21 protein-coding genes are annotated in these 25,413 nt (G+C 62.5%); 8 read left to right on the top strand and 13 right to left on the bottom strand.

The window, feature by feature from the left end; all coding sequences use genetic code 11:
* Positions 1–741, top strand: a complete 741-nt coding sequence (locus JFT63_RS10660; protein WP_186561012.1) for a hypothetical protein — start codon at positions 1–3, stop codon at positions 739–741.
* Between the two features lie 490 nt (positions 742–1,231).
* Here JFT63_RS10660 and JFT63_RS10655 read toward each other — a convergent pair whose 3' ends face one another.
* Positions 1,232–2,083, bottom strand: coding sequence for an SDR family oxidoreductase (locus JFT63_RS10655; protein ID WP_198843906.1), 852 nt, complete (start codon positions 2,081–2,083; stop codon positions 1,232–1,234).
* 187 nt (positions 2,084–2,270) lie between these two features.
* On the opposite strand from JFT63_RS10655, the gene exbB reads away from it, so the two are divergent.
* The 6 genes from exbB to JFT63_RS10625 all read left to right on the top strand — a co-directional run bounded on the left by exbB (position 2,271) and on the right by JFT63_RS10625 (position 9,203).
* Positions 2,271–3,254: a tonB-system energizer ExbB gene (exbB, locus tag JFT63_RS10650; protein WP_057701964.1), complete on the top strand. Its 984-nt coding sequence runs from the start codon at positions 2,271–2,273 to the stop codon at positions 3,252–3,254.
* A 6-nt stretch (positions 3,255–3,260) separates the two neighbouring features.
* The gene (gene exbD / locus JFT63_RS10645; RefSeq protein ID WP_003195519.1) at positions 3,261–3,686 is read left to right on the top strand and encodes a TonB system transport protein ExbD; all 426 of its coding nucleotides are present in this window, start codon (positions 3,261–3,263) and stop codon (positions 3,684–3,686) included.
* A complete protein-coding gene (locus JFT63_RS10640; protein ID WP_186559189.1) occupies positions 3,683–4,429 on the top strand; it encodes an energy transducer TonB family protein in 747 nt (248 codons plus the stop codon). The genes exbD and JFT63_RS10640 overlap by 4 nt, the downstream gene beginning before the upstream one ends.
* A 156-nt stretch (positions 4,430–4,585) precedes the next feature.
* On the top strand, positions 4,586–5,506 hold the full coding sequence (locus JFT63_RS10635; protein WP_032878710.1) for a hydrogen peroxide-inducible genes activator: 921 nt from the start codon (positions 4,586–4,588) through the stop codon (positions 5,504–5,506).
* A gap of 8 nt (positions 5,507–5,514) precedes the next feature.
* Positions 5,515–7,590: an ATP-dependent DNA helicase RecG gene (gene recG / locus JFT63_RS10630; RefSeq protein ID WP_186559188.1), complete on the top strand. Its 2,076-nt coding sequence runs from the start codon at positions 5,515–5,517 to the stop codon at positions 7,588–7,590.
* A gap of 212 nt (positions 7,591–7,802) precedes the next feature.
* Positions 7,803–9,203, top strand: a complete 1,401-nt coding sequence (locus tag JFT63_RS10625) for an aminoacyl-tRNA deacylase and HDOD domain-containing protein (protein WP_198843905.1) — start codon at positions 7,803–7,805, stop codon at positions 9,201–9,203.
* A gap of 187 nt (positions 9,204–9,390) precedes the next feature.
* Here JFT63_RS10625 and JFT63_RS10620 read toward each other — a convergent pair whose 3' ends face one another.
* Both JFT63_RS10620 and JFT63_RS10615 read right to left on the bottom strand, forming a co-directional pair.
* A complete protein-coding gene (locus JFT63_RS10620) occupies positions 9,391–9,867 on the bottom strand; it encodes a DUF6392 family protein (protein ID WP_186559186.1) in 477 nt (158 codons plus the stop codon).
* Complete coding sequence (locus JFT63_RS10615) at positions 9,867–10,166, bottom strand: S-type pyocin domain-containing protein (RefSeq protein ID WP_157243912.1); 300 nt, start codon at positions 10,164–10,166, stop codon at positions 9,867–9,869. The genes JFT63_RS10620 and JFT63_RS10615 overlap by 1 nt, the downstream gene beginning before the upstream one ends.
* A 506-nt stretch (positions 10,167–10,672) precedes the next feature.
* Between JFT63_RS10615 and JFT63_RS10610 the strand changes: the two genes are divergently transcribed.
* Positions 10,673–10,915: a DUF6124 family protein gene (locus JFT63_RS10610; RefSeq protein ID WP_057701959.1), complete on the top strand. Its 243-nt coding sequence runs from the start codon at positions 10,673–10,675 to the stop codon at positions 10,913–10,915.
* Between the two features lie 257 nt (positions 10,916–11,172).
* On the opposite strand, the gene JFT63_RS10605 is transcribed toward JFT63_RS10610, so the two are convergent.
* From JFT63_RS10605 to JFT63_RS10560, 10 genes are all read right to left on the bottom strand, one after another.
* Positions 11,173–11,547, bottom strand: coding sequence for a hypothetical protein (locus JFT63_RS10605; RefSeq protein ID WP_003195530.1), 375 nt, complete (start codon positions 11,545–11,547; stop codon positions 11,173–11,175).
* Between the two features lie 124 nt (positions 11,548–11,671).
* A complete protein-coding gene (gene tagQ, locus JFT63_RS10600; RefSeq protein ID WP_057701958.1) occupies positions 11,672–12,601 on the bottom strand; it encodes a type VI secretion system-associated lipoprotein TagQ in 930 nt (309 codons plus the stop codon).
* An 84-nt stretch (positions 12,602–12,685) separates the two neighbouring features.
* Complete coding sequence (locus JFT63_RS10595) at positions 12,686–14,398, bottom strand: formylglycine-generating enzyme family protein (RefSeq protein ID WP_057701957.1); 1,713 nt, start codon at positions 14,396–14,398, stop codon at positions 12,686–12,688.
* On the bottom strand, positions 14,391–15,575 hold the full coding sequence (locus JFT63_RS10590; protein WP_198843904.1) for an ABC transporter permease: 1,185 nt from the start codon (positions 15,573–15,575) through the stop codon (positions 14,391–14,393). The genes JFT63_RS10595 and JFT63_RS10590 overlap by 8 nt, the downstream gene beginning before the upstream one ends.
* Positions 15,575–16,279 (bottom strand): ABC transporter ATP-binding protein, encoded by a 705-nt coding sequence (locus JFT63_RS10585; protein WP_186559176.1) that lies wholly within the window; start codon positions 16,277–16,279, stop codon positions 15,575–15,577. Before JFT63_RS10585 ends, JFT63_RS10590 begins: the two co-directional genes overlap by 1 nt.
* The gene (locus tag JFT63_RS10580) at positions 16,279–19,257 is read right to left on the bottom strand and encodes a serine/threonine-protein kinase (protein WP_198843903.1); all 2,979 of its coding nucleotides are present in this window, start codon (positions 19,255–19,257) and stop codon (positions 16,279–16,281) included. The genes JFT63_RS10585 and JFT63_RS10580 overlap by 1 nt, the downstream gene beginning before the upstream one ends.
* Positions 19,254–19,973 carry a PP2C family protein-serine/threonine phosphatase gene (locus JFT63_RS10575; protein ID WP_186559172.1) on the bottom strand — a complete coding sequence of 240 codons (720 nt, stop codon included), beginning with the start codon at positions 19,971–19,973 and terminating at the stop codon, positions 19,254–19,256. The genes JFT63_RS10580 and JFT63_RS10575 overlap by 4 nt, the downstream gene beginning before the upstream one ends.
* Complete coding sequence (gene tagF, locus JFT63_RS10570; RefSeq protein ID WP_198707178.1) at positions 19,974–20,627, bottom strand: type VI secretion system-associated protein TagF; 654 nt, start codon at positions 20,625–20,627, stop codon at positions 19,974–19,976.
* Positions 20,624–24,124: a type VI secretion system membrane subunit TssM gene (tssM, locus tag JFT63_RS10565; protein WP_198843902.1), complete on the bottom strand. Its 3,501-nt coding sequence runs from the start codon at positions 24,122–24,124 to the stop codon at positions 20,624–20,626. Before tssM ends, tagF begins: the two co-directional genes overlap by 4 nt.
* Positions 24,121–25,410 carry a DotU family type VI secretion system protein gene (locus JFT63_RS10560; RefSeq protein ID WP_057701950.1) on the bottom strand — a complete coding sequence of 430 codons (1,290 nt, stop codon included), beginning with the start codon at positions 25,408–25,410 and terminating at the stop codon, positions 24,121–24,123. Before JFT63_RS10560 ends, tssM begins: the two co-directional genes overlap by 4 nt.
* Positions 25,411–25,413 lie beyond the last annotated feature (3 nt).

The following is a 25,413-nucleotide window of genomic DNA, read 5'->3' as shown; positions in this document are numbered from 1 at the left end:
ATGCGCAAAGCGCTTGTAGCCTCTTCGTTGCTCGCACTGTTGCTGAGCGGCTGTGCCAGCAACCCCGCCGACCTCGACGTAAGCGGTACCTGGATCAACCAGGCCGCCATCGACGCGGCGGCCAAGGGCGGCCCTTTGCGTGAAGCCCTGCAATCCTATGGCCCCAACCTTGAGTGGGAGGTCAACACCAAGGCGCTGCAGGCGCGCTACTACAACGGTTTTGAAGTAGCGGAAGGCAAGTTGTCGGGTGAAAAACCCGGCGCATGGAACGTGGATTTCTATGGCAGCTCTGCCACCGAACTCAAGCGCAAAGGCAAACAATTGCTGCAAGTGGCCAACGACAATGAGCCAGAACAACTGTTCGCCCGCGCCAAAGACCCTGCGCCGGAAGGCGCGCCACTGGGTGCCAACTTCGAGCGGGCACTGTATGCGGCCTACATGGGTGGCGACTGGAAGATCACCGACGGTACCGGCAACGGCGCTACGGTGCAGTTCCAGGCTGACGGCAAGGTCGCCGGCCTGCCAGGGGTTGATCGCTATTCACTCTGCCTGGCAGGCGATTGCGCCTCCATGAGCGGCGGCTATGACAGCATCTGGCTGCAACTGAACGGCCAGGGCAACCCTTGGATCTTCGCGCGCAAGGGTGAGCAACTGGAGATCTTCCAGGCGATCAACACCGCACAGGCCGATGAAGTGCCTTCGTTTACGCCAGGCCCTCGCCAATGGTTGCTTGAAAAGTAATAAAAGCCTCACCCAAATCCAAATGTGGGAGCTGGCTTGCCTGCGAGAATCGTAGTCTCCACACAACTCGATCAACGGTAACCACGATGCGAAGCGAGCCGCTCTTGCTCTTGCTCTTGATCTGCTTTTGATCTTGATCTTAGGCGCCCCGTCAAACCACGCTGGCCGGAATTCGACAGGGATTTGGGGGGTAAACCGGCAGGGATGCCGGTTTAGCCGCCCCGCGCCATGGATGGCGCGTGGCGGCGGCCCCCCAAATCCCTGGCGGATTACGGGCACACCGAGCCCAAGCGAGGTGCCGAGTGGTGGGGCGAGGACCTTTTGGTTACTTTTGGCTGGGCCGGCATTCCGGTCCTTCCAAAAGTGACCCGCTGTAAGAGCGGAACCATAAGTAGCCGTTACCGCAGGAATGGATATGTACTCGGTCCAACTATAATGACTGTTAGGCCGCCTTCGCAGGCAAGCCAGCTCCCACATTTTTGCCCGCGCTTCAGCCTTTCAGAATTGCCGCATAGCCTTCCCGGTAAGTCGGGTATGTCGGCATCCAGCCAAGCGCCTTGATACGCGCATTACTGCATTGCTTGCTCCCCGCCCGCCGTACACTGGCATCCTCGGCCCACTCGGTCACACCCAGGTATTCACGCAACCAGGCCACCACCTCGGCCAGTGGTGCCGGCGCATCGTCAACGCCGATGTAGACCTTGTCCAGCGAACCACCCTTTTCCACATGCCGCAGCAAAAAGGCGAGCAGGCCCGCGGCGTCATCGGCGTGGATACGGTTGCCATACAACGGCGGGTCAATCGCTACACGATAGCCTTGGCGAACCTGAGTCAGCAGCCATTCACGACCCGGGCCGTAAATCCCGGTCAGCCGCACAACGGTGGCCGGGATACCGCTATTGAGCGCCACTTGCTCAGCCTCCAGCATCACCTGCCCGGAATAACCCTTCGCTTGCGTTTCTGACGTTTCGTCGACCCACTCGCCGTTCTGCTGCCCGTAAACACTGCTGCTGGAGACGAACACCAGATGTTTCGGCTCCTGGCCGTAATCGCCCAGCCACTCCAACACATGCTGCAACCCTTGCACGTAAGCGGCGCGATAGCCGGCCTCGTCATGCTCGGTGGCAGCGGCGCAATACACCAGATAATCCACCCCGCCGATGGGCCAGGTGTCAGGGCAGTCCTTTTTGAACAGGTCGCCGGCGATGCCGATCACCCCGTCGGGCAGGCGCGAAATATCGCGGCGCAGGCCGTGAACCTCCCATTCCGAGGCCAGCAATTGGCTAGCCAGCCGACTACCCACATCGCCGCAACCGGCAATCACAACAGAAGGCGCAGACATCATAAAACTCCATTCTCAAAGGCGCAGATTAGCCGCGCGAGTGGATCAACGGCCAGTAAAAAGCGAAATAAAGTAACAGTGCCACTTTAGTTAACAAGAATTACTTGCAATAATAACCGCCCATTTGTCCTCGACCCCACGGGTCTGGAAGGACGATCACCCATTTTTTCTCTCAGGTCCGGCCAGCATGACACGTAATACAACCCCCGCTTCGCCAACCAAGCCTCACAGCCCATCCCGCGCCTGGCGTGCGATTGCTGCGATGCTGTTCAGCGTTCTGCTGGCACCGACCGCCGCATTCGCTGATGCCACCGCCCCTGCCACTCCAGCGGCCGCCGAGCAAAATGCTGCGACCCCGGCGGCGCCTGCCGTAGCACCAGTGGCTACCGACCCGGCCCAGGCCGCTGGTGACGCCGCACCTGCCGACGAAACCGGCGTCGTGCTGGAAGAAGACAACACCCTGGGCATGGCCCATGACCTGTCACCCTGGGGCATGTACCAGAATGCCGACGTGGTGGTGAAGGCTGTGATGATCGGCCTGGCCATCGCCTCGATCATCACCTGGACTATCTGGATTGCCAAAGGCTTCGAGCTGCTGGGCGCCAAGCGTCGTCTGCGCGCTGAAATCGTCCACCTGAAAAAAGCCACAACCCTTAAGGAAGCGAGCGAAACCGCGACCAAAAAGGGCACCCTGGCCAACCTGCTGGTGCACGACGCGCTGGAAGAAATGCGCCTTTCGGCCAACACCCGCGAAAAAGAAGGCATCAAGGAACGCGTCAGCTTCCGCCTGGAGCGTCTGGTCGCCGCCTGCGGCCGCAACATGAGCAGCGGCACCGGCGTACTCGCCACCATCGGCTCCACAGCCCCGTTCGTCGGCCTGTTCGGCACCGTGTGGGGCATCATGAACAGCTTCATCGGCATCGCCAAAACCCAGACCACCAACCTCGCCGTCGTTGCCCCCGGCATCGCCGAAGCCCTGCTGGCTACAGCCCTGGGCCTGGTTGCCGCGATTCCAGCGGTGGTGATCTACAACGTCTTCGCCCGTTCGATCGCCGGTTACAAGGCTCAGGTATCGGATGCGTCGGCAGAAGTCCTGCTGCTGGTCAGCCGTGACCTCGATCACCTGCCTACCGAGCGCAGCTCGCAACCGCACATGGTGAAAGTGGGGTAATCGGCCATGGGCCTGCATTTGAATCAAGGCGACGATGAACTCGTCGAGAACCACGAAATCAACGTCACGCCGTTTATCGACGTGATGCTGGTGCTGCTGATCATCTTCATGGTGGCGGCACCGTTGGCCACCGTGGACATCAAGGTAGACCTGCCCGCCTCCAGCGCCAAGCCGGCGCCGCGGCCGGAGAAGCCGATTTTCCTCAGCGTCAAGGCGGACCAACGCCTGTTCCTGGGCGAAGAAGAAGTCAAGGCTGAAACCCTGGGGCCGGTGCTCGACGCCAAGACCCAGGGCAAGAAAGACACGACGATCTTCTTCCAGGCCGACAAGGGCGTGGACTATGGCGACCTGATGAGCGTGATGGATGCCCTGCGGGCAGCCGGTTACCTCAAGGTAGGCCTGGTCGGACTTGAGACGGCAGCCAAGAAATGATCACGACGCGCCACAAACTGACGCGTTACGGCACCAGCCTCGCCGTCGTGCTGGGCGTGCATGCCGTCGCGATCATCATCGCGCTCCAATGGTCCGCGCCGCAGGCGATCCAGCTGCCGCCGGCCGCGATGGTCATCGACCTGGCGCCGCTGCCAGCGCCACCGCCGCCGCCGGCACCGCCCAAGGTCGTGGCCCCACCGCCGCCGCCGGTTGAAGAGCTGCCCTTGCCGAAATTGGCCGAGGCGCCCAAGCCGACGATCCAGGTGCCCAAGCCGGTCAAGCCCAAACCCAAGCCGCAACCGCCCAAGCCCGTGGAGAAGAAGCCCGATCCGCCCAAGGAGAAACCTTCCGAGGAGCCACCGAGCGAAACGCCACCGAGCAACGCACCTGCGCAAAAATCTGCCCAGCCTGCGCCCGGCCCATCGGCACAACAGCTTGCTGCCCAGGCATCCTGGCAAAGCACCCTGCTGGCGCACCTGCAGAAGTACAAGAAGTACCCGCCGGGCGCCCAGCAACGTGGCAAGGAAGGCATGAACCGCCTGCGTTTCGTGGTCGATGGCGAAGGCAATGTACTGTCCTACGAACTGGAAGGCCGCTCCGGCAATGCCGACCTGGACCGTGCAACCCTGGAGATGATCCGCAAGGCTCAGCCCTTGCCGAAGCCTCCAGCCGACCTGTTGAAAAACGGCAGTGTCGAACTGGTTGCGCCCTTCGTTTACAACATCGATAAACGTCGCCGCTAGCAGAGCAGTGTGGGAGGGGCTTGCCACCTCCCGCACTGGCTTTCATCGCGACAACAATTTCCGACATTCCCCACTCAATCCCCAGCAAAGTTCTGATAACGTGCGTCTATCGATTGCAGCCGGTATGCTTGGCCCGCAACTTCATGGACGCCCGCTATGACTCTTACAGAATTACGCTACATCGTGACCCTCGCCCAAGAACAGCACTTCGGCCATGCTGCCGAGCGTTGCCACGTCAGCCAGCCGACGCTGTCGGTGGGCGTGAAAAAGCTTGAAGACGAACTCGGTGTGCTGATTTTCGAGCGCAGCAAGAGCGCCGTGCGCCTCACCCCAGTGGGCGAAGGTATCGTTGCCCAGGCCCAGAAGGTCCTGGAACAAGCGCAAAGCATTCGCGAGCTGGCCCAGGCCGGCAAGAACCAGCTGACCGCACCGCTCAAAGTCGGCGCGATCTACACCGTCGGCCCTTACCTGTTCCCGCACCTGATCCCGCAACTGCACCGCGTCGCGCCGCAGATGCCGCTGTATATCGAAGAAAACTTTACCCACGTGCTGCGCGACAAACTGCGCAACGGCGAGCTGGACGCGATCATCATCGCCCTGCCGTTCAACGAGGCAGACGTGCTGACCCTGCCGCTCTACGACGAGCCGTTCTACGTGCTGATGCCGGCCTCGCACCCGTGGACCAAAAAGGACACCATCGACGCCGGCCTGCTCAACGACAAGAGCCTGCTGCTGCTCGGTGAAGGCCACTGCTTCCGCGATCAGGTGCTGGAAGCCTGCCCGACCCTGACCAAGGGCAACGACGGCGCCAAGCACACTACGGTGGAATCCAGCTCCCTGGAAACCATCCGCCATATGGTCGCGTCCGGCCTGGGTATCTCGATCCTGCCGCTGTCAGCGGTGGACAGCCATCACTATGCCCAGGGCGTGATCGAAGTGCGCCCACTCACACCGCCGGTGCCGTTCCGTACCGTGGCCATTGCCTGGCGCGCCAGCTTCCCACGCCCAAAGGCGATTGAGATCCTCGCCGATTCGATCCGCCTGTGCTCGGTGGCCAAGCCGCCCGCTGCGAGCTAAGCAAGCGTATGACTGAGCTGTCGCAGGTGTCGGTGACGGCACTCAAGGGTGTCGGTGAAGCCATGGCCGAGAAGTTGGCCAAGGTCGGCCTGGAAAACCTCCAGGACGTGCTGTTCCACTTGCCCCTGCGTTATCAGGACCGTACCCGTGTCGTGCCCATCGGCCATTTGCGCCCAGGCCAGGACGCGGTGGTCGAAGGCACTGTCAGCGGCGCTGACGTGGTGATGGGCAAGCGCCGCAGCCTGGTGGTGCGCCTGCAGGATGGCACCGGCGGCTTGAGCCTGCGCTTCTACCATTTCAGCAATGCACAGAAGGAGGGCCTCAAACGAGGCACCCGCGTGCGCTGCTACGGTGAGGCACGTCCCGGCGCATCGGGCCTGGAGATCTACCACCCGGAATACCGCGCCATCACCGGCGACGAACCGCCACCGGTGGACACCACCCTCACACCGATCTACCCGCTGACCGAGGGCCTGACCCAGCAACGCCTGCGCCAACTGTGCATGCAGACCCTGACCCTGCTCGGCCCGCAAAGCCTGCCCGACTGGCTACCGCTGGAGCTGGCGCGGGATTATCAACTGGCGCCCCTGGCCGATGCGATACGCTATTTGCATAACCCGCCAGCGGATGCCGATGTGGACGAACTCGCCCTCGGCCATCATTGGGCACAACATCGCCTGGCCTTCGAAGAACTGCTGACCCACCAACTGTCCCAGCAACGCCTGCGTGAAAGCATGCGTTCCCTGCGTGCGCCGGCAATGCCCAAGGCCACGCGACTGCCCTCGCAATACCTGGCCAACCTGGGTTTTGCGCCGACGGGTGCCCAGCAGCGCGTGGGCAATGAAATTGCCTACGACCTCAGCCAGCAAGAGCCGATGCTGCGCCTGATCCAGGGCGACGTGGGCGCAGGCAAGACCGTGGTCGCCGCCCTCGCTGCCCTGCAAGCACTGGAAGCCGGTTACCAGGTTGCGCTGATGGCGCCGACAGAAATTCTCGCTGAACAACACTTCATCACCTTCAAACGCTGGCTCGAACCCCTGGGCCTGGAAGTGGCGTGGCTGGCGGGCAAACTCAAGGGCAAAAACCGCGCGAGCGCCCTGGAACAAATCGCTGCCGGCGCGCCGATGGTGGTGGGTACTCATGCGCTGTTCCAGGACGAAGTGCAGTTCAAGAACCTTGCCCTGGTGATCATCGACGAACAGCACCGCTTCGGCGTGCAACAGCGCCTGGCCCTGCGCCAGAAAGGCGTGGGTGGGCGCATGAATCCGCACCAGTTGATCATGACCGCCACACCGATCCCGCGCACCCTGGCCATGAGCGCCTACGCCGACCTCGACACCTCGATTCTCGACGAACTGCCGCCAGGGCGCACGCCGGTCAACACCGTGCTGGTCACCGACACCCGGCGCGTCGAAGTGATCGAGCGCGTGCGCGGCGCCTGCGCCGAAGGCCGCCAGGCATACTGGGTCTGTACCTTGATTGAAGAGTCTGAAGAGCTGACCTGCCAGGCCGCCGAAACCACTTACGAAGACCTCACCAGCGCTTTGGGCGAACTCAAGGTCGGGCTGATCCATGGCCGCATGAAACCTGCCGAAAAAGCCGCGGTAATGGCCGAGTTCAAGGCCGGTAATCTGCAACTGCTGGTGGCCACCACCGTAATCGAGGTGGGCGTGGATGTGCCCAACGCCAGCCTGATGATCATCGAAAACCCCGAACGCCTGGGCCTGGCGCAACTGCACCAGCTGCGCGGGCGGGTTGGCCGGGGCAGTGCAGCCAGCCACTGCGTGCTGCTCTATCACCCGCCACTGTCGCAGATCGGTCGACAGCGCTTGGGCATCATGCGCGAAACCAACGACGGTTTTGTCATCGCTGAAAAAGACCTCGAACTGCGCGGCCCCGGTGAAATGCTCGGCACGCGCCAGACCGGCCTGCTGCAATTCAAGGTCGCCGACCTGATGCGCGATGCCGACCTGCTGCCCGCCGTGCGCGATGCTGCGCAAGCATTGCTTGAGCGTTGGCCCGATCACGTCAGCCCCTTGCTCAACCGCTGGCTGCGCCACGGCCAGCAATACGGCCAAGTCTGACCCCACCCTGTAGGAGCGAGCTTGCTCGCGAAGAACGCCAACGATAACGCGGACATTCTGGGTGATCGCGCCGTCAGGAAGGTCTTCGCGAGCAAGCTCGCTCCTACAGGGTAATCAGCACACCGCCAACCTCATCACAAACGCCACTTATCCGACCAACACCCGTATCAAGCTGGTTATACTCCAATGACTGTAAGAAATTGGATCAGGCCATGTCAGAAGTTGCCCTCGCTACAGCCCCACTGACCGCCCCGCCGGTCATTCGGGCGCTGCTCGCAAAGCTCGCCATCCCCTACACGGAAGTCGCCGAACACGCGGGCCTGAACCCTGCGCGAAAGGTCCAGGCGGTGCTGCTTGAGGACGCGGTCGGCGCACTCATGGTGCTGTTCCCTCAAAGCCAGTTGCTTGACCTCAACCGCCTCACCGAACTCACCGGTCGCCGCCTCACGGCCGTAGCTCCGGAGCGCGTCGAGCGTATGCTCGGCAAGCATGATCTGAGCCTGCTGCCGGGCCTGCCGCCCCTCACCAGCTCACCGTGTCTGTATGAAGGCAGCTTGCTCAACGAGCCGAGCCTGCTGGTGCATTCGGGCGAAGCCGGGCTGTTGCTGGAGATCCCCAGCGACGCCTTCAAGATCATGCTTACCAAGGCCAGCGCCGCCCAGTTCGGCGAGCCGCTGAGCAACATTCGCCCGAACCTGGACCGCCCCAATGATGACCGCGAGGAAATCACCCAGGCGATGCAGGCGTTCACCGCCCGCCGCATCCAGCAACGCCTGGAAGCGACCATCGAGATTCCACCATTGGCCGACACGGCGCAGAAGATCATCAAGCTGCGCGTCGATCCCAACGCCACCATTGATGACATCACCGGAGTGGTCGAAACCGACCCGGCGCTGGCCGCCCAAGTGGTGAGCTGGGCCGCGTCGCCCTACTACGCCTCGCCGGGCAAGATCCGTTCGGTCGAAGACGCCATCGTGCGCGTGCTCGGCTTCGACCTGGTGATCAACCTGGCGCTGGGCCTGGCATTGGGCAAAACCCTCAGCCTGCCCAAGGACCGCCCGCACCTGTCGACGCCGTACTGGCACCAGTCGATCTACACCGCCGCCGTGATCGAGGGCCTGACCCGCGCCATGCCCCGTGCCCAGCGCCCTGAAGCCGGCCTGACCTACCTGGCCGGGCTGTTGCACAACTTCGGCTACCTGCTGCTGGCCCATGTGTTCCCACCGCATTTCTCGCTGATCTGCCGACACCTGGAGGTTAACCCGCACCTGTGCCACAGCTATGTCGAGCAGCACTTGCTGGGCATCAGCCGCGAGCAGATCGGTGCCTGGCTGATGCGCTATTGGGACATGCCGGATGAGTTGTCAACGGCCCTGCGCTTCCAGCACGACCCGACCTATGACGGGCAATATGCCGAGTATCCGAACCTGGTGTGCCTGGCGGTGCGCCTGTTGCGTAGCCGCGGAATTGGCTCCGGGCCGGATGAATCCATTCCGGATGCGTTGCTCGAGCGTCTGGGTCTGAGCCGCGAGAAGGCTGAGGATGTGGTCGGTAAAGTGCTGGATGCCGAAGTGCTATTGCGCGAATTGGCTTCGCAGTTCAGCCAGGGGTAAGCCCACCGCCTGTTAAACCGCTATCGCAGGCAAGCCAGCTCCCACAGTTGACCGTATTTCCAAGTTGGAACGCGGTCACTGTGGGAGCTGGCTTGCCTGCGATGAATTCAACGCGGTGTACCTGAACGCTCTACGTCGTTGACGCTCGTTCCCACGCGGGGCGAACCAGTTGGGAACAGAACGCAGATCAGTCGTGGTTCTTATCAATCAATGTAAACACCAACGCTTTTACCTGAAAAGTGGAGGTGTACTTGCAAACCAGCTTGGTATTCGGATATGTGCTTGGATCAAGAGGATAGGCATCCCACCCTCCAGTCATACCCCCGGGCTGTGGCATTTTTACAGGAGCACCTGATTCTACAGGGACGCCGAAATGCGACCGAATGTCGGACTTCGTCATCGTAGATGCGAGCGGTTTGGGCAGCTCGCCCCTATATTCCAACGTCGAGGGAGTGCTTTTAATCAGAGTGATGAACAGCGCTTCCAATCGCTTGGTTTCTGCCCAAAAACTCAGGGAAAGTCCCCATGCAGGTTCTAAGTGCAGGCGATCCCGCCCGTCATAGAGCTCTTGTAATGGCTGGTTCGGTATCAGCCCTTCAGTAATCAAATCTTCGTAGCGTTTGCCCAGATTTCTGATCCAGCCGTTAATAGTTTGCGCACTCATCAATACCACCCCTGTTCTTTACTGAGCCTATGCAGTTGCTCTCGAGCCACTTCAACGTCCGCTTCGGTGCAGCCTTCCTCCAGAAGTCCACGTTTAATCGCATTGAAGTTGCTGTCCACTGCGGCGCTCAGGTCGGAGGCATCCTTGATGCTGCGACTGCTTAAGTCGTCATACGGCCCAACTTCCAGTGGGCGGACCATTGGCTTGGCAAGCACCAAATACAGCGGCGGCACACCCGAATGAGCCGGAAACGAAATGATCGTATCCTGCCAGGTAACTTCCTCAGCCTCCCCGGCCAGGGTATGAGAGAGAGGTTAACTGCGGCGATTGACGCCTGGATTTACGTGTCAGTGTTCTGCATGTTTTGTCCTTTTTTAGCGCGCAGGGGTGCTCAAACGCGGTCATGGCGTTGATGTGTGCAAGGGAATAGCGCCGAACTGGCACTAGAAAGATGTTGCAGGCTCGCGCAAAGCCAAACAACTGTCCGTTCGGCTAGGTATTGGGAAAAACAGAAACGTCTTACAAGGCTTTGAGGTTGCCCCTAGGACACTCGATCTCTAGTCTCCGTACACCGCTGCACACGTAGCGTGTCGGGCGTCGCGGCCCGGTTTAATCAGACGCAAAGTGCCATTTCCGCTTTCAGGTGACGCCTTTTTATCGTCTACTGTGCGGCGTTATGGTGGCTGTGCGCGGGATACCTTTGGGTATGCCGGTTTCCTGATTCCGGTCCGCGAACCTGCGTACAGCTACCACCCGATCGCGTCGCGGCGATCTGTGGCAGCTCCACTTAATCAGGAAGTTCACAATGATCAAACCTACCCCCAATCCCCCCATTCGCTTGTTCACTGTAGCCGCAGGCATGAACACCGAAGACCTGTTGGTCAACCTCAGCGAAACACTGGCCTCGGCCAACGCGCTGAGTTGCGATCTGGCCTTTGACCTTGAAGGGCCAAAACGAGAGGAACTGCTGGGCGTTGCGCAGTTAATCGAACTGGCACAGTTACTAGCTGATCGAGTACTCACTGTCTCGGGGCAAGTAACCCGGTGAGATGACGGGTAATACGCCGAATATCCAAACCTGGTCTGAGCCGCGAGAAGGCTGAGGAAGTGGTCGGCAAGGTGCTGGATGCCGAAGTGCTGTTGCGCGAATTGGCTTCGTAGTTCAGCCAGAGGTAAGCCCACCGCCTGTTAAACCGCTATCGCAGGCAAGCCAGCTCCCACAGTTGACCGTATTTCCAAGTTGGAACGCGGTCACTGTGGGAGCTGGCTTGCCTGCGATGAAGTCAACTCGGTCTACCTGACCACCTACTTCTTTTTCTTCGGCTTCAAATACTTGGTCAAGCCCTGAAACCAGATCACCAGCGCCGGGTTGCCCTTGATCTGAATCGACTTGTCCTGAATCCCCGTCATAAACGCCAGTTGCTTGTTCTTCGCCTGCATCGTGGCGAAGCCATAGGCGGCATCTTTGAAAGCAATCGCAAAGGCAGGCGCAGGATGAACGCCTGAACGACTGGTGATGCGCTGGTCTTTGACGATGAAGTGACGGGCAACCTTGCCGTCGAGGGTCTGCAGCTGGAAGGCCAGGTCTTTGTCACCCAACTGCTGCTGGAACGCGGGGTTCGTGCGGCTGGCTTTGCCCATCATCAGGCCCAGCACCCACAAAAGAAGACGAAATTTCATGCACACGGCCTCGGTGTAATTATTGAGTGGCCGCAGCAGTTTAACGATTTGTCAAAAGAACGCCACCGATCTTGCGCATTAGCAGAAGATCGGCTGGCGTTTGCCGCTTATAGCAGCACGTTACTTAAACGTTTGGGCAAGGTACCGGTGCCCAGTCGGCCAGGTTCGGATCGCGGCAGGTGCCTTCGATCTGAGATTTGCCGGCGCTGGCGACTTGCTTGCTTTCAGCCTGCTTGGCCTGAACGGCCTGGATGCTCTTCTCGGTGGTCACGGCCTCTTTCGGCACAACCGGCAGTGGCGGACGCTTGGTCACGACTTTGCCAGTGGATTTGCCTTTCTTGGCCGGGACTACGGCTGGAGCAGCATCGGCAGTTGCAACCGTGACCACGTCGTTACGCTGCACGCCCACCTGTTGCAGGTCTTTCTCGTAAGCCTGGGTGTAGTTGTTCAGGTCTTCGCTGGCCTTGCCGTTGACCGCAACGATCAGGTCATTGGACTCTTTCAAGCCCGCAACGATTTCCGCCAGGCGCTTACGGCCTTCGGTGTCGTTGACGGTCTTGGCTTTACGGTCAGCCACCAGCTTGGTGAAGGCGCTCTGGTAGCACTGTTGCGATGCCTTGGCGTAGGCGGTGCTGCGATCAATGTCGGAAGCGCTTTTGTTGAAGTCGGTGGAGTAGGACGCGATGCGCTGGTTGTCGTCGCTGATCTGCTTCTGACGCTCGGTGTAGTAACCCGCTGCGCCGCCGGCCAGGGCACCGCCCGCAGCACCAATGGCCGCGTTACGGCCACGCTTTTCGGAGTCGCCGGTCAGGGCGCCCAGCAGAGCACCGCCGGCCGCGCCGATTGCGGCGCCGGTCACTACCGACTTGGTCATGTTCGAATCGGTGGCACGCAGGTGCTGGACCGGCTCGTAGCAGTTGGGGTAGTACTCGACCTTGGTGCTCGACGCGACCTTGGACGCAGGCGACGTAGCGCAACCGGTCAACACGGTGCTGAAACCGGCCGCGATCAGCAGCAGGTGACGCTTGGAAACCGACTTACGGGAAAAAAGCATAGATGTGATCTCTGTTAAGTTTGACTTGCCCAGCACGGCCCACCGCCGCCTGAGTCCCTTCCAAGCTCGCTAGACAGCCAACGATCAAGACCGCTGACCGCTCGCTGCGAGCAATTCCTTCAAGATCGTTGCCGGGTCGGCCCGCTGTTGCTTGCGGTAGTTGCCGACATGGCGAACGAACAGTGTCGCGCGCGTCACCAGGCTCTTGCCGAGCACTGGCTTGCGATCCAACTCTTCCTTGATCCGTTGAAACTGCGCCTGGATCACCGCATCGGTGTAGCGCGTGCCGGTGGCCAGGTTGTCGATATAAATCGCCACCGCGCCGTCCAGAGCGCTGCGCCCATTGGCAATGGCGGTGGCGAACAGCTGCGCGCTGGCCTCGTCCTTGTTGTCCACAGCCTGCTGACGGCTCTTCTGCAGGTTGGTCAAACGGATGTTGTAGTTGCTGATGGTCTCGGCCACCAACGCCGCCGACTGGATCAGGTTGCCCGCGGCCTCTTCACGCTGCTGGGCGATCAGCGACACGTTGCGCTTGAGCTCTTCGTTGACCAGGCCCAACTCTGCCTGCAGCTTGGGATCGACACTGGCGGCGATGATGCTGTCCAGGCGTTTGGTCGGGTCCTGGGCGTCGTCGATGGCGTCGGTCAGCGCAGCGAGGCGGCCCTCCTTCTGCCATTGGGCAAACAATTCCTTGTAGCGCGAGCGCGGCGCCGACAACGCGCCGATCGCCACGCGAAAGCCGGTGGTCTCGTTGCTCTGCTCGGTGCCATCAGCCCCAAACAACGGGTATTCGCGGCGCATACCGGTGAACAATGTGCCCTCGCCTTCCAGGTAATTGCCGCCCTTGACCACAAAGCCGCCATAGGTGCCCTGGCGTCGGCCGGCGTGCACCAGTTGGAACGACTCCTGAACCATTTCCGCCGCGTTGCCGATCACGTCGAACATGCCGATGGGGTTGGGCAATTTGGTGCCGATGGGCATCAGCCGCGCCGCCTGGCCAGTGCCGCCGGCTACCTGGTTGAAGACCGCCCAATCCGCTAAAGGCCCGTCGCTTTCGCTGCCCTCAAGACGGCGCGGGAACAGGCGCCCTTCCAGGTCCTGACGGCTCACCGCCTGGCCGCCGCGTGCGGCGTATTCCCACTCCACCTCGGTGGGCAGGCGCACAAAGCCCAGGCCGCCGTCTTCGGCCGACGCGCCGCGCCCGCTCACCGGCAGCAACTCGCGGTGATATTTCATCAGCCAGGCGCTGTACACCGCCGAAAACCGCTCGGCTTCAAAGCGCGACAGCTTCACCTTGGGCAACCGCCCGGCCATGCCGGTGGGCGCGTCACACGCCGGTGCCGGTTCACCACTGGCCAGGGACTGCGCCTGGGCCATCACCTGGGCGTATTGGCGGGCGGTCACTTCGTATTTGCCGATGAAGTACAGCATGGGCTTGAGTGGGGTCTTGGCGTCGGTCTTGGGCATCAGCGGCGCGATCACACTATTCCAGGCCTTGGGCAAGTCCTTGAGGGTGAACTGGCCGTTGATGAAGTCGCGCCGGTAACCGGAAATAAACGACTGCTGGTAACCGGCCTCACCTTCGGCAAAGGGGTAGCCAAGGCTGACTTCGCGGTCATCCAGGGTGCCCTGGGCCAGCACGTAGGCGTAGCGGAACACCATGTTGCCCTCGCATGGCAACGGCAGGCTGACGTCGTCCGGCAACGGTTTGGGATTGTCCAGCTTGTCGCTTGCATCGTCTGCCCAAGCCAGCGAGGCCAGGCTCAGCGCCACGCAGGCGCCCAGTAACTTATACATCTCTGATTCCTTCAGAAGCCTGGATACGCGCTACCCGCCAACCCCCACAGGCCGCCGCCACGGCGCTGACGCCGAGCACGGCAGCCAGGGCCAGGCCGTAGTGACGCGCCAAAAGGTGGCTGGCGTAATCGCCCGGCACCTGCACGAAGAGTTGATTCAAACCTGCTTCTGCCAGGCCATAGAGCCCGACACTGAGCAGGCCCGCAAAGCTGGCGCTGTATAACGCCTGCAACAGCACAAACAGCAACAGCGCGCCGGTGGAAAACCCCAGCAGGCGCAACACTGACAATTCCCGCCGCTTGCGCGCCACGGCCGCCAACGCGCCGGCAAAGATCGCCGCAAAGGCCCCCGCCAGAGCCAGCCCGGCGATGATCCAGAACACAATCGACAGGTTGCGGCTCAACGACTGCACTTGTGCGATGGTGTGCGCCTGGGTCGACACCAGCAGGTTCTGCGCAGCGAAATACACCCGCAAAGGTTCCACATCACCGAGACTGCGCGCATACAGGCGAAACGCCGGATAGATGCGCTGCTCGCACACGCCCGCCACCTCACCGTCCCAATGCAACGCCGGCACCGCACGGCCATCGCGATAATCTTCCGCCGCTTCCAGCAACGCCAAATCAGTAAACAGTCCATCGCGAGCAAAGGCGTCCAACGGCAACACCGCCAGCACTTGCAACCGCGTGCGCTGGGCCTCGACACGCCCTGCCACCTGCCGCGCAAAGCTGGTTTCCAGCCAGTCACCAGGCCTTGCCGCCAGCTTTTCAGCAGCGGTATGGCTCAGCACGATCTGCTCCAAACCGTGGGGCATCGGCAAGCCTGCCAACAACGGGTCCCCGGCGGCGGTTGGCAACATTTCCAGGGTCAGCGCGCCCACCTGGGCCGTTGCCGCAATCTGGCGTGTGCGCGGCACAGCAAACGCCACATCGCTGCGCTGCCCCAACTGCTCGATAAACGCTGCGCTGAACCGGCCACCGCCCAACGGGATAATTTCACGGGTGGCCGGATCGGTCTCCAAGCGTTCGGTCAAACTGCTGACCAGTCCAAATTTCAGGCCGAATAACACCAGTAACGGCGCGATAACCGCCACCAGCGCCAGCACCGAACAGGCCGACAGCCACCCGTCGTTGCGATAGTCCTGCCAGGCGAGTGAGGCAAGCAGACCGATGCGCATCAGCACGCCTCCCCGAGGGTTGCGGTGATGCCGCCGTCTGCATCGCGACGGCAACCGATACGCCGCACCTGCAAGCCACTGGCGCGGGCCAGGGGTTCGTCATGGGTGGCGATCACACAGGCCGCACGCTGTTCACGGGCCTGGGCCAGCAGCGCTTGCATCACTCGCTCGGCGTTGAGCGGGTCGAGGGAAGCGGTCGGCTCGTCGGCCAGCACCAGTTGCGGGGCATGGGCCAAGGCTCGCGCGCAACTCACGCGCTGGCGCTGGCCCACCGACAACGCCGCCGGGCGCTTGGCCAACTGATCGCTGACCTGCAACTGCTCGGCCAGACGCGCCACGCTGCCGTCGTCCTTCAAGCCCAGCAATTGCCGGGACAAAGCGATATTGCCGCGCACATCCAAAAACCCCAGCAGCCCACCGGTTTGCGGCACATAGCCCAGGTGCCGGCTGCGCAACGTGGCCAGGGCGGATTGCCGGTCGGCACGCCACAGCGCGCCAATGTCCTGCTGGTTGAACGCAAACTGGCCGATCTGATCCGGCGCCAATACCAGCGCCAGCAGATCCAGCAAGGTGCTTTTGCCGCAACCACTGGGGCCGACAATCGCCAGTTGTTCACCCGCTTGCAGGTGCAACGCCGGGATCACCAGGCTGTAGCGCTGGCTACCGACGCCCCGGCTCTTGTGCACCGCGCTCAGGCTCAACATTACGGCAGCGTCGACAGCGGCACGCGGTACAACGCATCGCCCGGTTCGGCATCGCCGAAACGGACCCAGTTGGCCACGTCGTTATGGAAGGTTTCATACAGACGGATTTTCGAATCCAGCTCGTCGATAAAGTCTTCCTGCTCGGCCACGCTTAACGACAACCACAAATCCTGGGTCATGTTCAGCGACTTGCTGCGGTACGGCAGGCCCTCCAGGTATTCGCCAAGCAAACCGCCGTCGGCCAGGTTGCCGCCCTTGCGCAGAGCTTGCGGGTCTCGGCTCATGTAGGCCGAGGCGCTGGCGATTTCCTGGAAGAAATCCCTGGGCGAGCTTTGGGTCTTGCGCGCCGCATCCACGATCAGCTTCAGCGACTGTTGCAGGTCATTGAGTTGCAGCTTGGTCAGCATCACGCACACCTGAAACGCTGGCAGCGCCGGGTTGGTCAGGTCGCGGTCGGCGGTCCAGGCGCTGACCAGTTGCGGCGCCTGGCTCGCGGTTTTGCGCCCCAGGAAATCCATGTGCATGGCATAGCCGACTGCGGCGGATTTGTCCGCCAGGCTTGGCGCCGAACCGAGCAACGGCACCGGTTGCGGCGTGTTGCTGCGCACCTGATGCACCAGGTTGGCGAATACCGTACCGATCTCATCCACGCGCTCACCCAGTTTGCGCACATCGCCTTCCGGCACTGGCGTATACAGATCGCCGATCTGCGGGTTGGCGTCGGCGGTGAGGATGCGGTACTGGCTCTCGGCCCCGGCGTGGGTTTTCTTGCCGGCGTCGGTGCGCAGGTGCAGCGCGTAGATCTTGATCTGCTTGCCGAGTGCGGCCTGGCGCACTTCGGCTTCGTTCATCTGAGTAGCGGCGAACGGGTCGTTCTTGCGCAGCGCACCCGCGTCGGTGACCAGCAGGATAATGCGCCCGCCATATCCCGACCAGTCCATACCATCCACCGCCTGCATTACCCCGGCAAACGCGTCTTCGTTGAAAGAGTGGCTGGAGACGGTTGAGGCTTTGACCTGGCGCGCCATGTCGAGGAAGCGCTGCGGGTCGCGCCCCTGATCGAGGCTGATCAGGGTCTTGGCGACATACTCAAGGCCCGGGGTTTTCTTGATGCTGCTACGAAAACCGACCAGGCCGAAGCTGACGCTGTCCAATTCGCCGCGCTCGGCGATGCGGGTTTGCAGTTCATGCACGACATCGCGAATCTGGTCGATGTACGGCTGCATCGACACCGTGGTATCCACCACCAGCACCACGGCGGTGCGGAATGCATCGGCATTGGCACTGAGCATCGGGGTTGCCGGTTTGGCAGCCGCGCTGCGGCCTGGGTCGATGGAGGCCACGTTGAGCAACTGCACCGGCTGGCCGTTTTCGTCGAAACTCTCTTTGGAGTCGAAGATCGGCAGCAGGTAGAACTGGTTTTGCGGCACCGCGCTGGCGGTCGGCTCAAGGGCCAGGACTTGCTGGTTGTCCTCGCGATTGCTCTGCGCCTTGGCCAACGCGCTTTTCGCAGCAGCAGGATCGGCCAACAGTTTTTCTACCTCGCCGAACTGGCGCAGGAACATCACGGGCGCACGCCCCGAGCGTTCGGTGAACTTGAGCACCAGGCTTTGTTTCCAGTCGCTGACCTGGGAGGCCGGCAACCAACCGTCGCTGCGCCCATCGGTGGCAGCGCCGACGCGTACCCAGGGGCTGCCATCAACCTCCTTGCGCTGGTACACGTAAAGCACGGAGAACGCCGGCAACGCTTTGCCTGGCGCACTGCCCGCGTCGGTTGAAAGCTTGGCGCCGGGCTTGCTGAGTACGCGCTGGAACAGGGTCTTCTTGCCTGCCATCAGCAAGGGGCGTTGACCGTCACCCACGTCCGCGACAGCCAACGGTGGCGTCACCTTGGGCACCACGGCGGCTGGCGGCTGGTCCGGTTCATCGCTGCTGCTCAACCACCAGTAGCTGGCGCCACCAATGGCCAACGCAACCGCGACCGCCACGGCGGCCAAGGCCAATACCGGCCCACGGCGCTGCTCGGACGGGGCGCTGTGCTGCGTCGGCGTGACCACCGGTTGGCGCACTATTGGCTGCGGCTGCGGTTTATCCGTCGGAATGTCGAGGGTGACGGGAGTCATGCCCGCCAGATCAAAGCTCAGTGGAATCGGCAAAGGCCGTACCAGCGTGGCGTCCGATTCATCCGCCGGCAGTTGATCCAGCGCCAACAACAGCGCTGCCGCATCCGGATAACGCTGCGCCGGGTCCTTGGCCAACAACTTGCGCAGCACGCCCTGGTAGCGCCCGTGATGCACAGGCAATTCCGGCAAGGGTTCAGTCAAGTGCGCCAGCGCGGTGGAGAGCGCATCGGTGCCGCTGTACGGCAGCTTGCCGACGAGTATTTCGTACAGCACCACGCCGAGTGCGTAGAGGTCGGCGCGACCATCGATCTCCTGGCCCCGGGCCTGCTCCGGGCTCATGTAGCTCGGCGTACCCACGGCGAACCCGGCCTGGGTGAACTGGGTGCGGTCGTCCAGAGACTTGGCGATACCAAAGTCCGACAGTACTGCGGTGCCATCGGCGCGGAACAGAATGTTCGCCGGCTTGACGTCGCGGTGCACCAACCCCTGGGCATGGGCATAACCCAGCGCCGAGGCGATCTGGCGGATCAACGTCACGCCCTGCTCCGGCGTCAGGCCAGCGGCAATGCGCTCCTTGAGCGTGCCGTTGGGCAGGTATTCCATGGCCATGTAATACAGCTCACCGACGTTGCCGATGTCATGGATGGTCACCGTGTGCGGGTGCGACAGGCGCGCCAGGGTCTTGCCCTCGCGCAGGAAGCGCTCGCAGAAACTCGGATCGGCTGCCAACGCCGCCGCCATCACCTTCAACGCTACCTTGCGCTCCAGCGACCGTTGGGTCGCCAGGTACACGCTGGCCATGGCGCCTTCGCCGATCTCGCCTTCGATGTCATAACCTGGAATGACAATGTTCATGACGAGACCTTCACGACGAGGGTGGTGATATTGTCCGGTGCGCCGCGATTGAGCCCCAGGTGCACCAGGCTGCGCACGATTTCATCCGGTGCGTCATGGCTGAGCACGTCACGGATCTCATGGTCTTCGACGGTCTTGTTCAGGCCGTCGCTGCACAACAGGTAGCTGTCGCCGGGGGCGATCAACAGTTCGACCGACGCCACATCCAGTTGCGCTTCCACGCCAACAGCACGGGTGACGATATTGGAGCGCGGATGGGTGCGGGCGTCGGCTTCGCTGAGCAGGCCGCTGTCTTGCAGGTCCTGCACGTAGCTGTGGTCGCGAGAGATGCTTTCGAGCACGCCGTCACGCAGGCGATACAGGCGACTGTCGCCGGCCCACAGGCACACACCGCGCAAGCCGCGCGCGGCGAATACCACCACGGTGCTGCCCATCATGGTCACGCCACGGTTGGCGGTTTCTTCGCGCACAGCCGTATTAATGCGCAGCAGGTCGTTGCGCAGCGCCGCGGTGTATTCGTCGAGGGAGCGGCCCAGCGGCACATGGCGCAGGCTGTCGACGATCAAACTGCTGACATAGTCCCCCGCCGCGTGCCCGCCCATGCCGTCGGCCACTACCCACAAGCGGTTTTCCGGCAGGTCCAGAAAGGCATCTTCGTTGACTTGGCGAACCATGCCCACATGGCTTTTGCTCGCGGATTTGTACGTCGCGCCCATCTACACCACACCTTCTTGTCCGAGCAAAAACTGCGCAAAATCGTCGGCGGCAGGCAAGCCCTGGCACCGTAATAAACCAGGGGAAATACGTTGCGAACCGCGGCCCCACCACAGGCTTGCGCCCTCGCACGCCAGTTCGGCCAGCGCGGTCATGCGCTGATGGGGCACGGTGGCCGCCACGCGCTGCAGGCCGGCGAAACGACTATCGACTGCGCGCGGTTCACTCACCGCAAAGCCCAGGCCGTCGAGGCCCGCGTTGAAGCTTTCGAAGGTAGCGCCGCTGTCCAGGGTGCTGAGCAACAGCTCTTCGGCCTGCTCGAACCAAGTGTCTGGCCCACCCACCAGGGAGGCAGGATTTGTGTCGTGATCCAGCAAGGTGACCACGGCCAGCGGAAAATACCGCCCGACCCGATCAATGCTCGGCATCACCACGCCCGCCGCCGCATCTGGCCCGCATACACCCGGCGCCAGTACAAAGCGCCACAACGGGCTGACCAGGTACACGTTGAGCCAATCACCGCCCAGGCTGTTCTGGCTGGCGAGCAAACCCGCCGCCAGCCAGCTGTCCCACGGCCCGATAAAACTCTGGGGCAAGGCGCGGCTGACAAAGTCCCCGCGGCTGGCCAACTTGCCGTAAAAACCCAGGGTGGTCATAGCCGCTCCGGCAGGCTGAAGCCGCTGAGCACGCGGCTCCTGAACGGGTTGAAGGCACTGTTGGCGCGCAACTCGTAAGCGATGCTCGCACCATCGACCCGCAGGCGCAGGTTGAAACGGTCCGGCGAGTTGCCCGCAGTGAGGTCCGATTGCTCCAGCAGACGGAACCAGGCCCACGGACCGTCCAGGGTGATACCGGAGCGACCACTGGCCGACGGCGGCATGATCGAAATACGCACCACGCCAATGCTGCCGGGGTTCGGCCATTGCATTGCCACCGGGCGGCTGGGGCCGTGGTCGTAGCTCAACTGCTGGCCGTCCAGGTCGAGCAGGAACTGAGTGATGGTCGGGTCCATCGACACCGGCTTGAGTTCGAAACGCACGATGGGCTGGGTGCCACCGGAGCGGAAGAACGCATCACGAATCGTCGCCGCTCGCTGGAAGGTTTGCAGCACACCCGGCGCGATCCCCAGCTTCTGCGCCGCACCCGGCTGCCAGCGCCAGGTCTGCGCCGACGTATCAACATACGGCTGCAAGTATTTGCGGAAGTAGTTATCCATCACCCCGCCCACGCCGAAGAACTGGCCGAAGTCATCCAGGGTGGCGTCCCGCGCACTGCCCGGCGACATCGGGTAGCGACCGGCCAACGACTGGCGATACACGTTGACCACTTCACTGACCCAGGCTGCGTTCAGCTGGTTGCGCACTCCGCCCATCATGCTGTTGGTGGTGGAGTTGACTACCGACTTGACCATGCCCTGCACCAGCGGCGGCTGACGCTCGGCATTCAGGCTGACCCGCGTGGCCGCCGCCGCGGCCTGGTTCTTGGCCTCTCCGAGCAATGCATCGCCACTGGCACCGACCATCGCACTGACTTGCACATACAGCGCATTCATGTCCGACAGCAGGCCGTCGATGACCGCCGGTTCGCCTTCGTTTTTGCTGACGATGCTGTTGAGTTCGGCAAAGTGCGCGGTCACCGGATCATCCGTCGCCGCCGGGGCGCTGGCCGTCGGTTGCTCTTGACCAAGCAAGCTGCCAAGACGCTCCTTGAGCTTGTCGACGCCGCCTTCCACCGGCACGCCCTTGGCGACCAACTGGCGCTCTTCGGCTTGCAGATCGGTTTCCCTGGCGACCGCCACCAGCAGTTTTTTCAGCGGCGAGGTCGGGCCGGACATCACTCGCAGCACGTCGGCAGCCTGGGCCACGCTGGTGATCGGCACGAAGTCGATGTCGGCGAGCAGCGCATCCCATTGGCGCTGGTAGTCCTGGAAATACAGGCGGCGCACATCTGCGGCCAAGCTCACCACGTTCTGCTGATCGGCCTGTTCATGGCCCAGCACCCATTGTTCCTCGGCCAGGGTGCCGGTCTGGTTCAGGCTGCTCAGCAGGAACGCCTGACGATAGCCCTTGGCAGTGAAGAAACCACTCAACGGCTCACCCAACGGTTTGCCGCTCTTGCGGCTGAACACCAGCGCCGCGTCGCGGCCGGCGGCTTCGTTGAGGCGAAAGTCGGGGATGCCATCGGGCAGTTTCTGGCGTTTGACCCGGTCGTACACACGCTGGGCCACCGGCAGTTGCTGCAACTGGCGCCGCAGGTCATCGATCAAGCGTGGGTCCAGGCGGGCGCTTGGCGGGTGGCGCTCAAACAACGCCTGCAAGTGCCCGGCCAGGGCCTGGCGCTGATCGGCCGGCAGGTCGCGGGGCAGGTTGCGGTCCCAGTCCAGGGCGATCCAGGCCTTGATAAAGTCCGGGTCGTAATGCTCGCTGTCGGCGAGCATCAGGTAGGCCTTGAGACCCTCGTAGAGGAAATCGGAGTTACCGCCGCCGTGCAGTTGCTCTTCAATGCGCGTCACCAGGCGTGGCGCGAACACGGCGATCAACAGCTTGCGGTAGACGCTGGCGGATTCGGCTTCAAGCATATCGCCCTGATACAGCCCCAGCCCTTCGGACCAGCTCGGCGAATCCCCCGCAAGGTTCTTCACCGCGTTGAGCAGTGGTAGCACCGCGAGCACTTCCCGTTGTGCCGGGCTCAGGTTCTGCACGGTCTGGCCCAGGGGCGCGACTTTCTGATCGACCTGGGCGATATACGCCTGGTTGGCGCGATAACTCACCCACCACAGGCTGCTGACCACCACGACCAGCGCAACGGTGGCCGCCAGCACACCACGTGCAATCCACTTGCGGCGCCGTTCGACCTTCGGGTTCACACCCACCAAACCACGCTCGGCAAAGGCCACAGCGGTGAAGAGCTTTTCAATGAAGTAACTGCGCCCGGTGCCGCTCTGGCGCGCCAGGTGCTGGCGGTCCAGGTTCATGCTCTGGGCCATGGCGCCGATCAGGCGGTCAATCGGGCTGCCTTCCTGGGTGCCGCTGGTAAAGTACACGCCGCGCAGCAACACGCGCTCTTCAAAGGCGTTGGGTTTGAACACACCTTCAAGGAAGCTTTGCAGACAGTCCTTCAACGCGCCGAACTGCTGCGGGAAACCGTAGATCAGATCGCGGCGCGCCGGGTCGCGCTCCTGTTGCAGGCGCTCGACCAGGCGTTCGTTGAGGCGCTGCTCCAGCCCGGCGAATTCGCTTTGCAGGTGCGCCAACGGGCTGTCGCTGTGCTTGCCGTCGTCCAGGGCGAAGGTCATGCCCCACACCTGGGCGCGCTCTTCCTTGCTCAAGTTGTCGAAGAACTCCATGAAGCCCGGCACCAGGTCGAGCTTGGTGAGCATCAGGTAGATGGGGAAACGCACGCCCAACTGGGTGTACAGCTCCTGGATACGCAGACGAATCGCGGCGGCATGGGCGGCGCGCTCGGCGTCTGTGCCCAGCAGCAAATCCGACAGGCTGATGGCGATAAACGCACCATCGATGGGTCGGCGCGAACGTTGCTTTTTCAGCAGGTCAAGAAAGCCCAGCCACGCGGCTTTATCCACCGTCGAGTTGCTGTCCTGGGTGGTGTAGCGGCCCGCGGTGTCGAGCAAAACGGCCTGATCGGTAAACCACCAGTCGCAGTTACGCGTACCACCGACGCCGCGCACGGCACCGGCGCCCAACTGCGCCGCCAGCGGAAAATGCAGCCCGGAATTGACCAGCGCGGTGGTCTTGCCCGAGCCCGGCGGGCCGATAATCACGTACCACGGCAGCTCGTAAAGGTTGCGGCGTTCGTCACCGCCGAGCTTGGCTTTTTTCAGCAGCGTCAGGGCTTCGTCCATGCGCTGGCGCAAGGTCGACAACTCTTCGGCAGTGGCAACACTGTTGGGATCAGCCGGGGTTTCGGCGGCCAGGCTGCGCATCACTTCGGCGGCCTGACGGCGCGCCTGGATGATGCGCAACACCCGGTAGGCAAGCCACAGCGCAAATACCAGGATGATCAGCGCCCAACGTCGCCCCTCGGGCATCAACACGTCGAGCAACGGCCCGACAAACCAGATGATCAGGCTCAGGGCAATCAGGCCCAGTACGGGGATCACCCAGCGAATCATGAAACTGAAAAACGCCTTCACTCGACGCCCTCCGCCAATACGGTGATTTCAACCCGACGATTGCGGGCACGGCCTTCGGCAGTGCCATTGCTCGCCAGCGGCTCGGTGTCGCTACGGCCTTCGGCGCTGAAGCGATCAGCCTGGCCAGTCTTGGCCGCGAGGATCTCCAGCACCGACCTGGCCCGGGCTTCGGACAGCGCCCAGTTCGACGGGAAACGCAGCGTGGCAATCGGGCGGTTGTCGCTATGGCCGGTGACCCGCACCTGGCCCTTGACCTTGCGAATGGCGTCAGCGATGCGCAGCATCAGCGGCTGGTAGGCATCGACAATGCTGGAGCTGGCCGAGGCAAACAGTTCATCACCACGAATGGTCACCACCGAGCGGTCGACCTTGTCTTCCACCGCCACGCGCCCGGCCTTGATGTCTTCAGCCAGGAACCCGGCCAGACGCGGCCGCTCGATCACTTTGGGCTGCGCCACCGGACGGTCGATGGCCTGCACCGGGATCTCGCCCAGGGCATGGATATTCTTGAACACTGGCTCGGCGTCCGAGGCCAGCTTCATGCGCAGGCCGAACAGCAACGCCAACAGCAGCGCCAAGCCAATCGCCACGGCAATCCATGGCGGCATGAATTGCGCCAGTCGATCACGGGCCACGGTCACGCCACGCCAGTGCGGCGACAGTTCCCGCTCATGCTCGCCACGGGCGCTGCGAATGGCTGCGGCGGTGCGCTCGCGCAGGGCTTCCAATTGGCTGCGCCCATCGGTCATTACGCGGTAGCGACCTTCGAAACCCAGGCACATGCACAAGTACAGCAACTCCAGCAGGTACAGGCGTTCCCGCGGGCTTTGCAGGCAGTGGTCAAGCAACTGAAAGACCTTCTCGCCGCCCCAGGCTTCGTTGTGCACGGTGATCAACAGGCTTTGCTTGCCCCAGTCACTGGTGCTGCCCCACGGCGTACTCAGTACCGCTTCGTCCAATGCAGTGCACAGCGCGTAACGGGCCAGCAGCACTTCATTGCGGGCCACACCGGCAGCTTCGGCGCGCTCTTCGAACTGGCGCAAATAGGCCAGTAACTGCGCACGCAGGCTGGCCGGCGCCGGGTGGGCGATGGTGTTGCGCAGCCGCGTCAGCAACGCCAGCAACGGGCCGGCGGCGCTTTCCAGCGGGTTGAGGCCCTGGCTTTTGCCGGTGAGGATCGGCGCGGCCGGCATCGACAAAGGCGCCGGTTCTACACGCGCAGGTGCAGGTTCTCGGCCGCCCGGGCGCGGCATGAATTGGGTGCGGTCATCATCATTGGGGTGCATCGC

Origin of the sequence: Pseudomonas sp. MF7453 (assembly GCF_016405455.1) — a bacterium.
In the GTDB taxonomy this organism is placed as follows: domain Bacteria; phylum Pseudomonadota; class Gammaproteobacteria; order Pseudomonadales; family Pseudomonadaceae; genus Aquipseudomonas; species Aquipseudomonas paralactis.
Note: the sequence above shows the minus strand (reverse complement) of the source record. Positions and strands in the feature narration are given on the sequence as shown.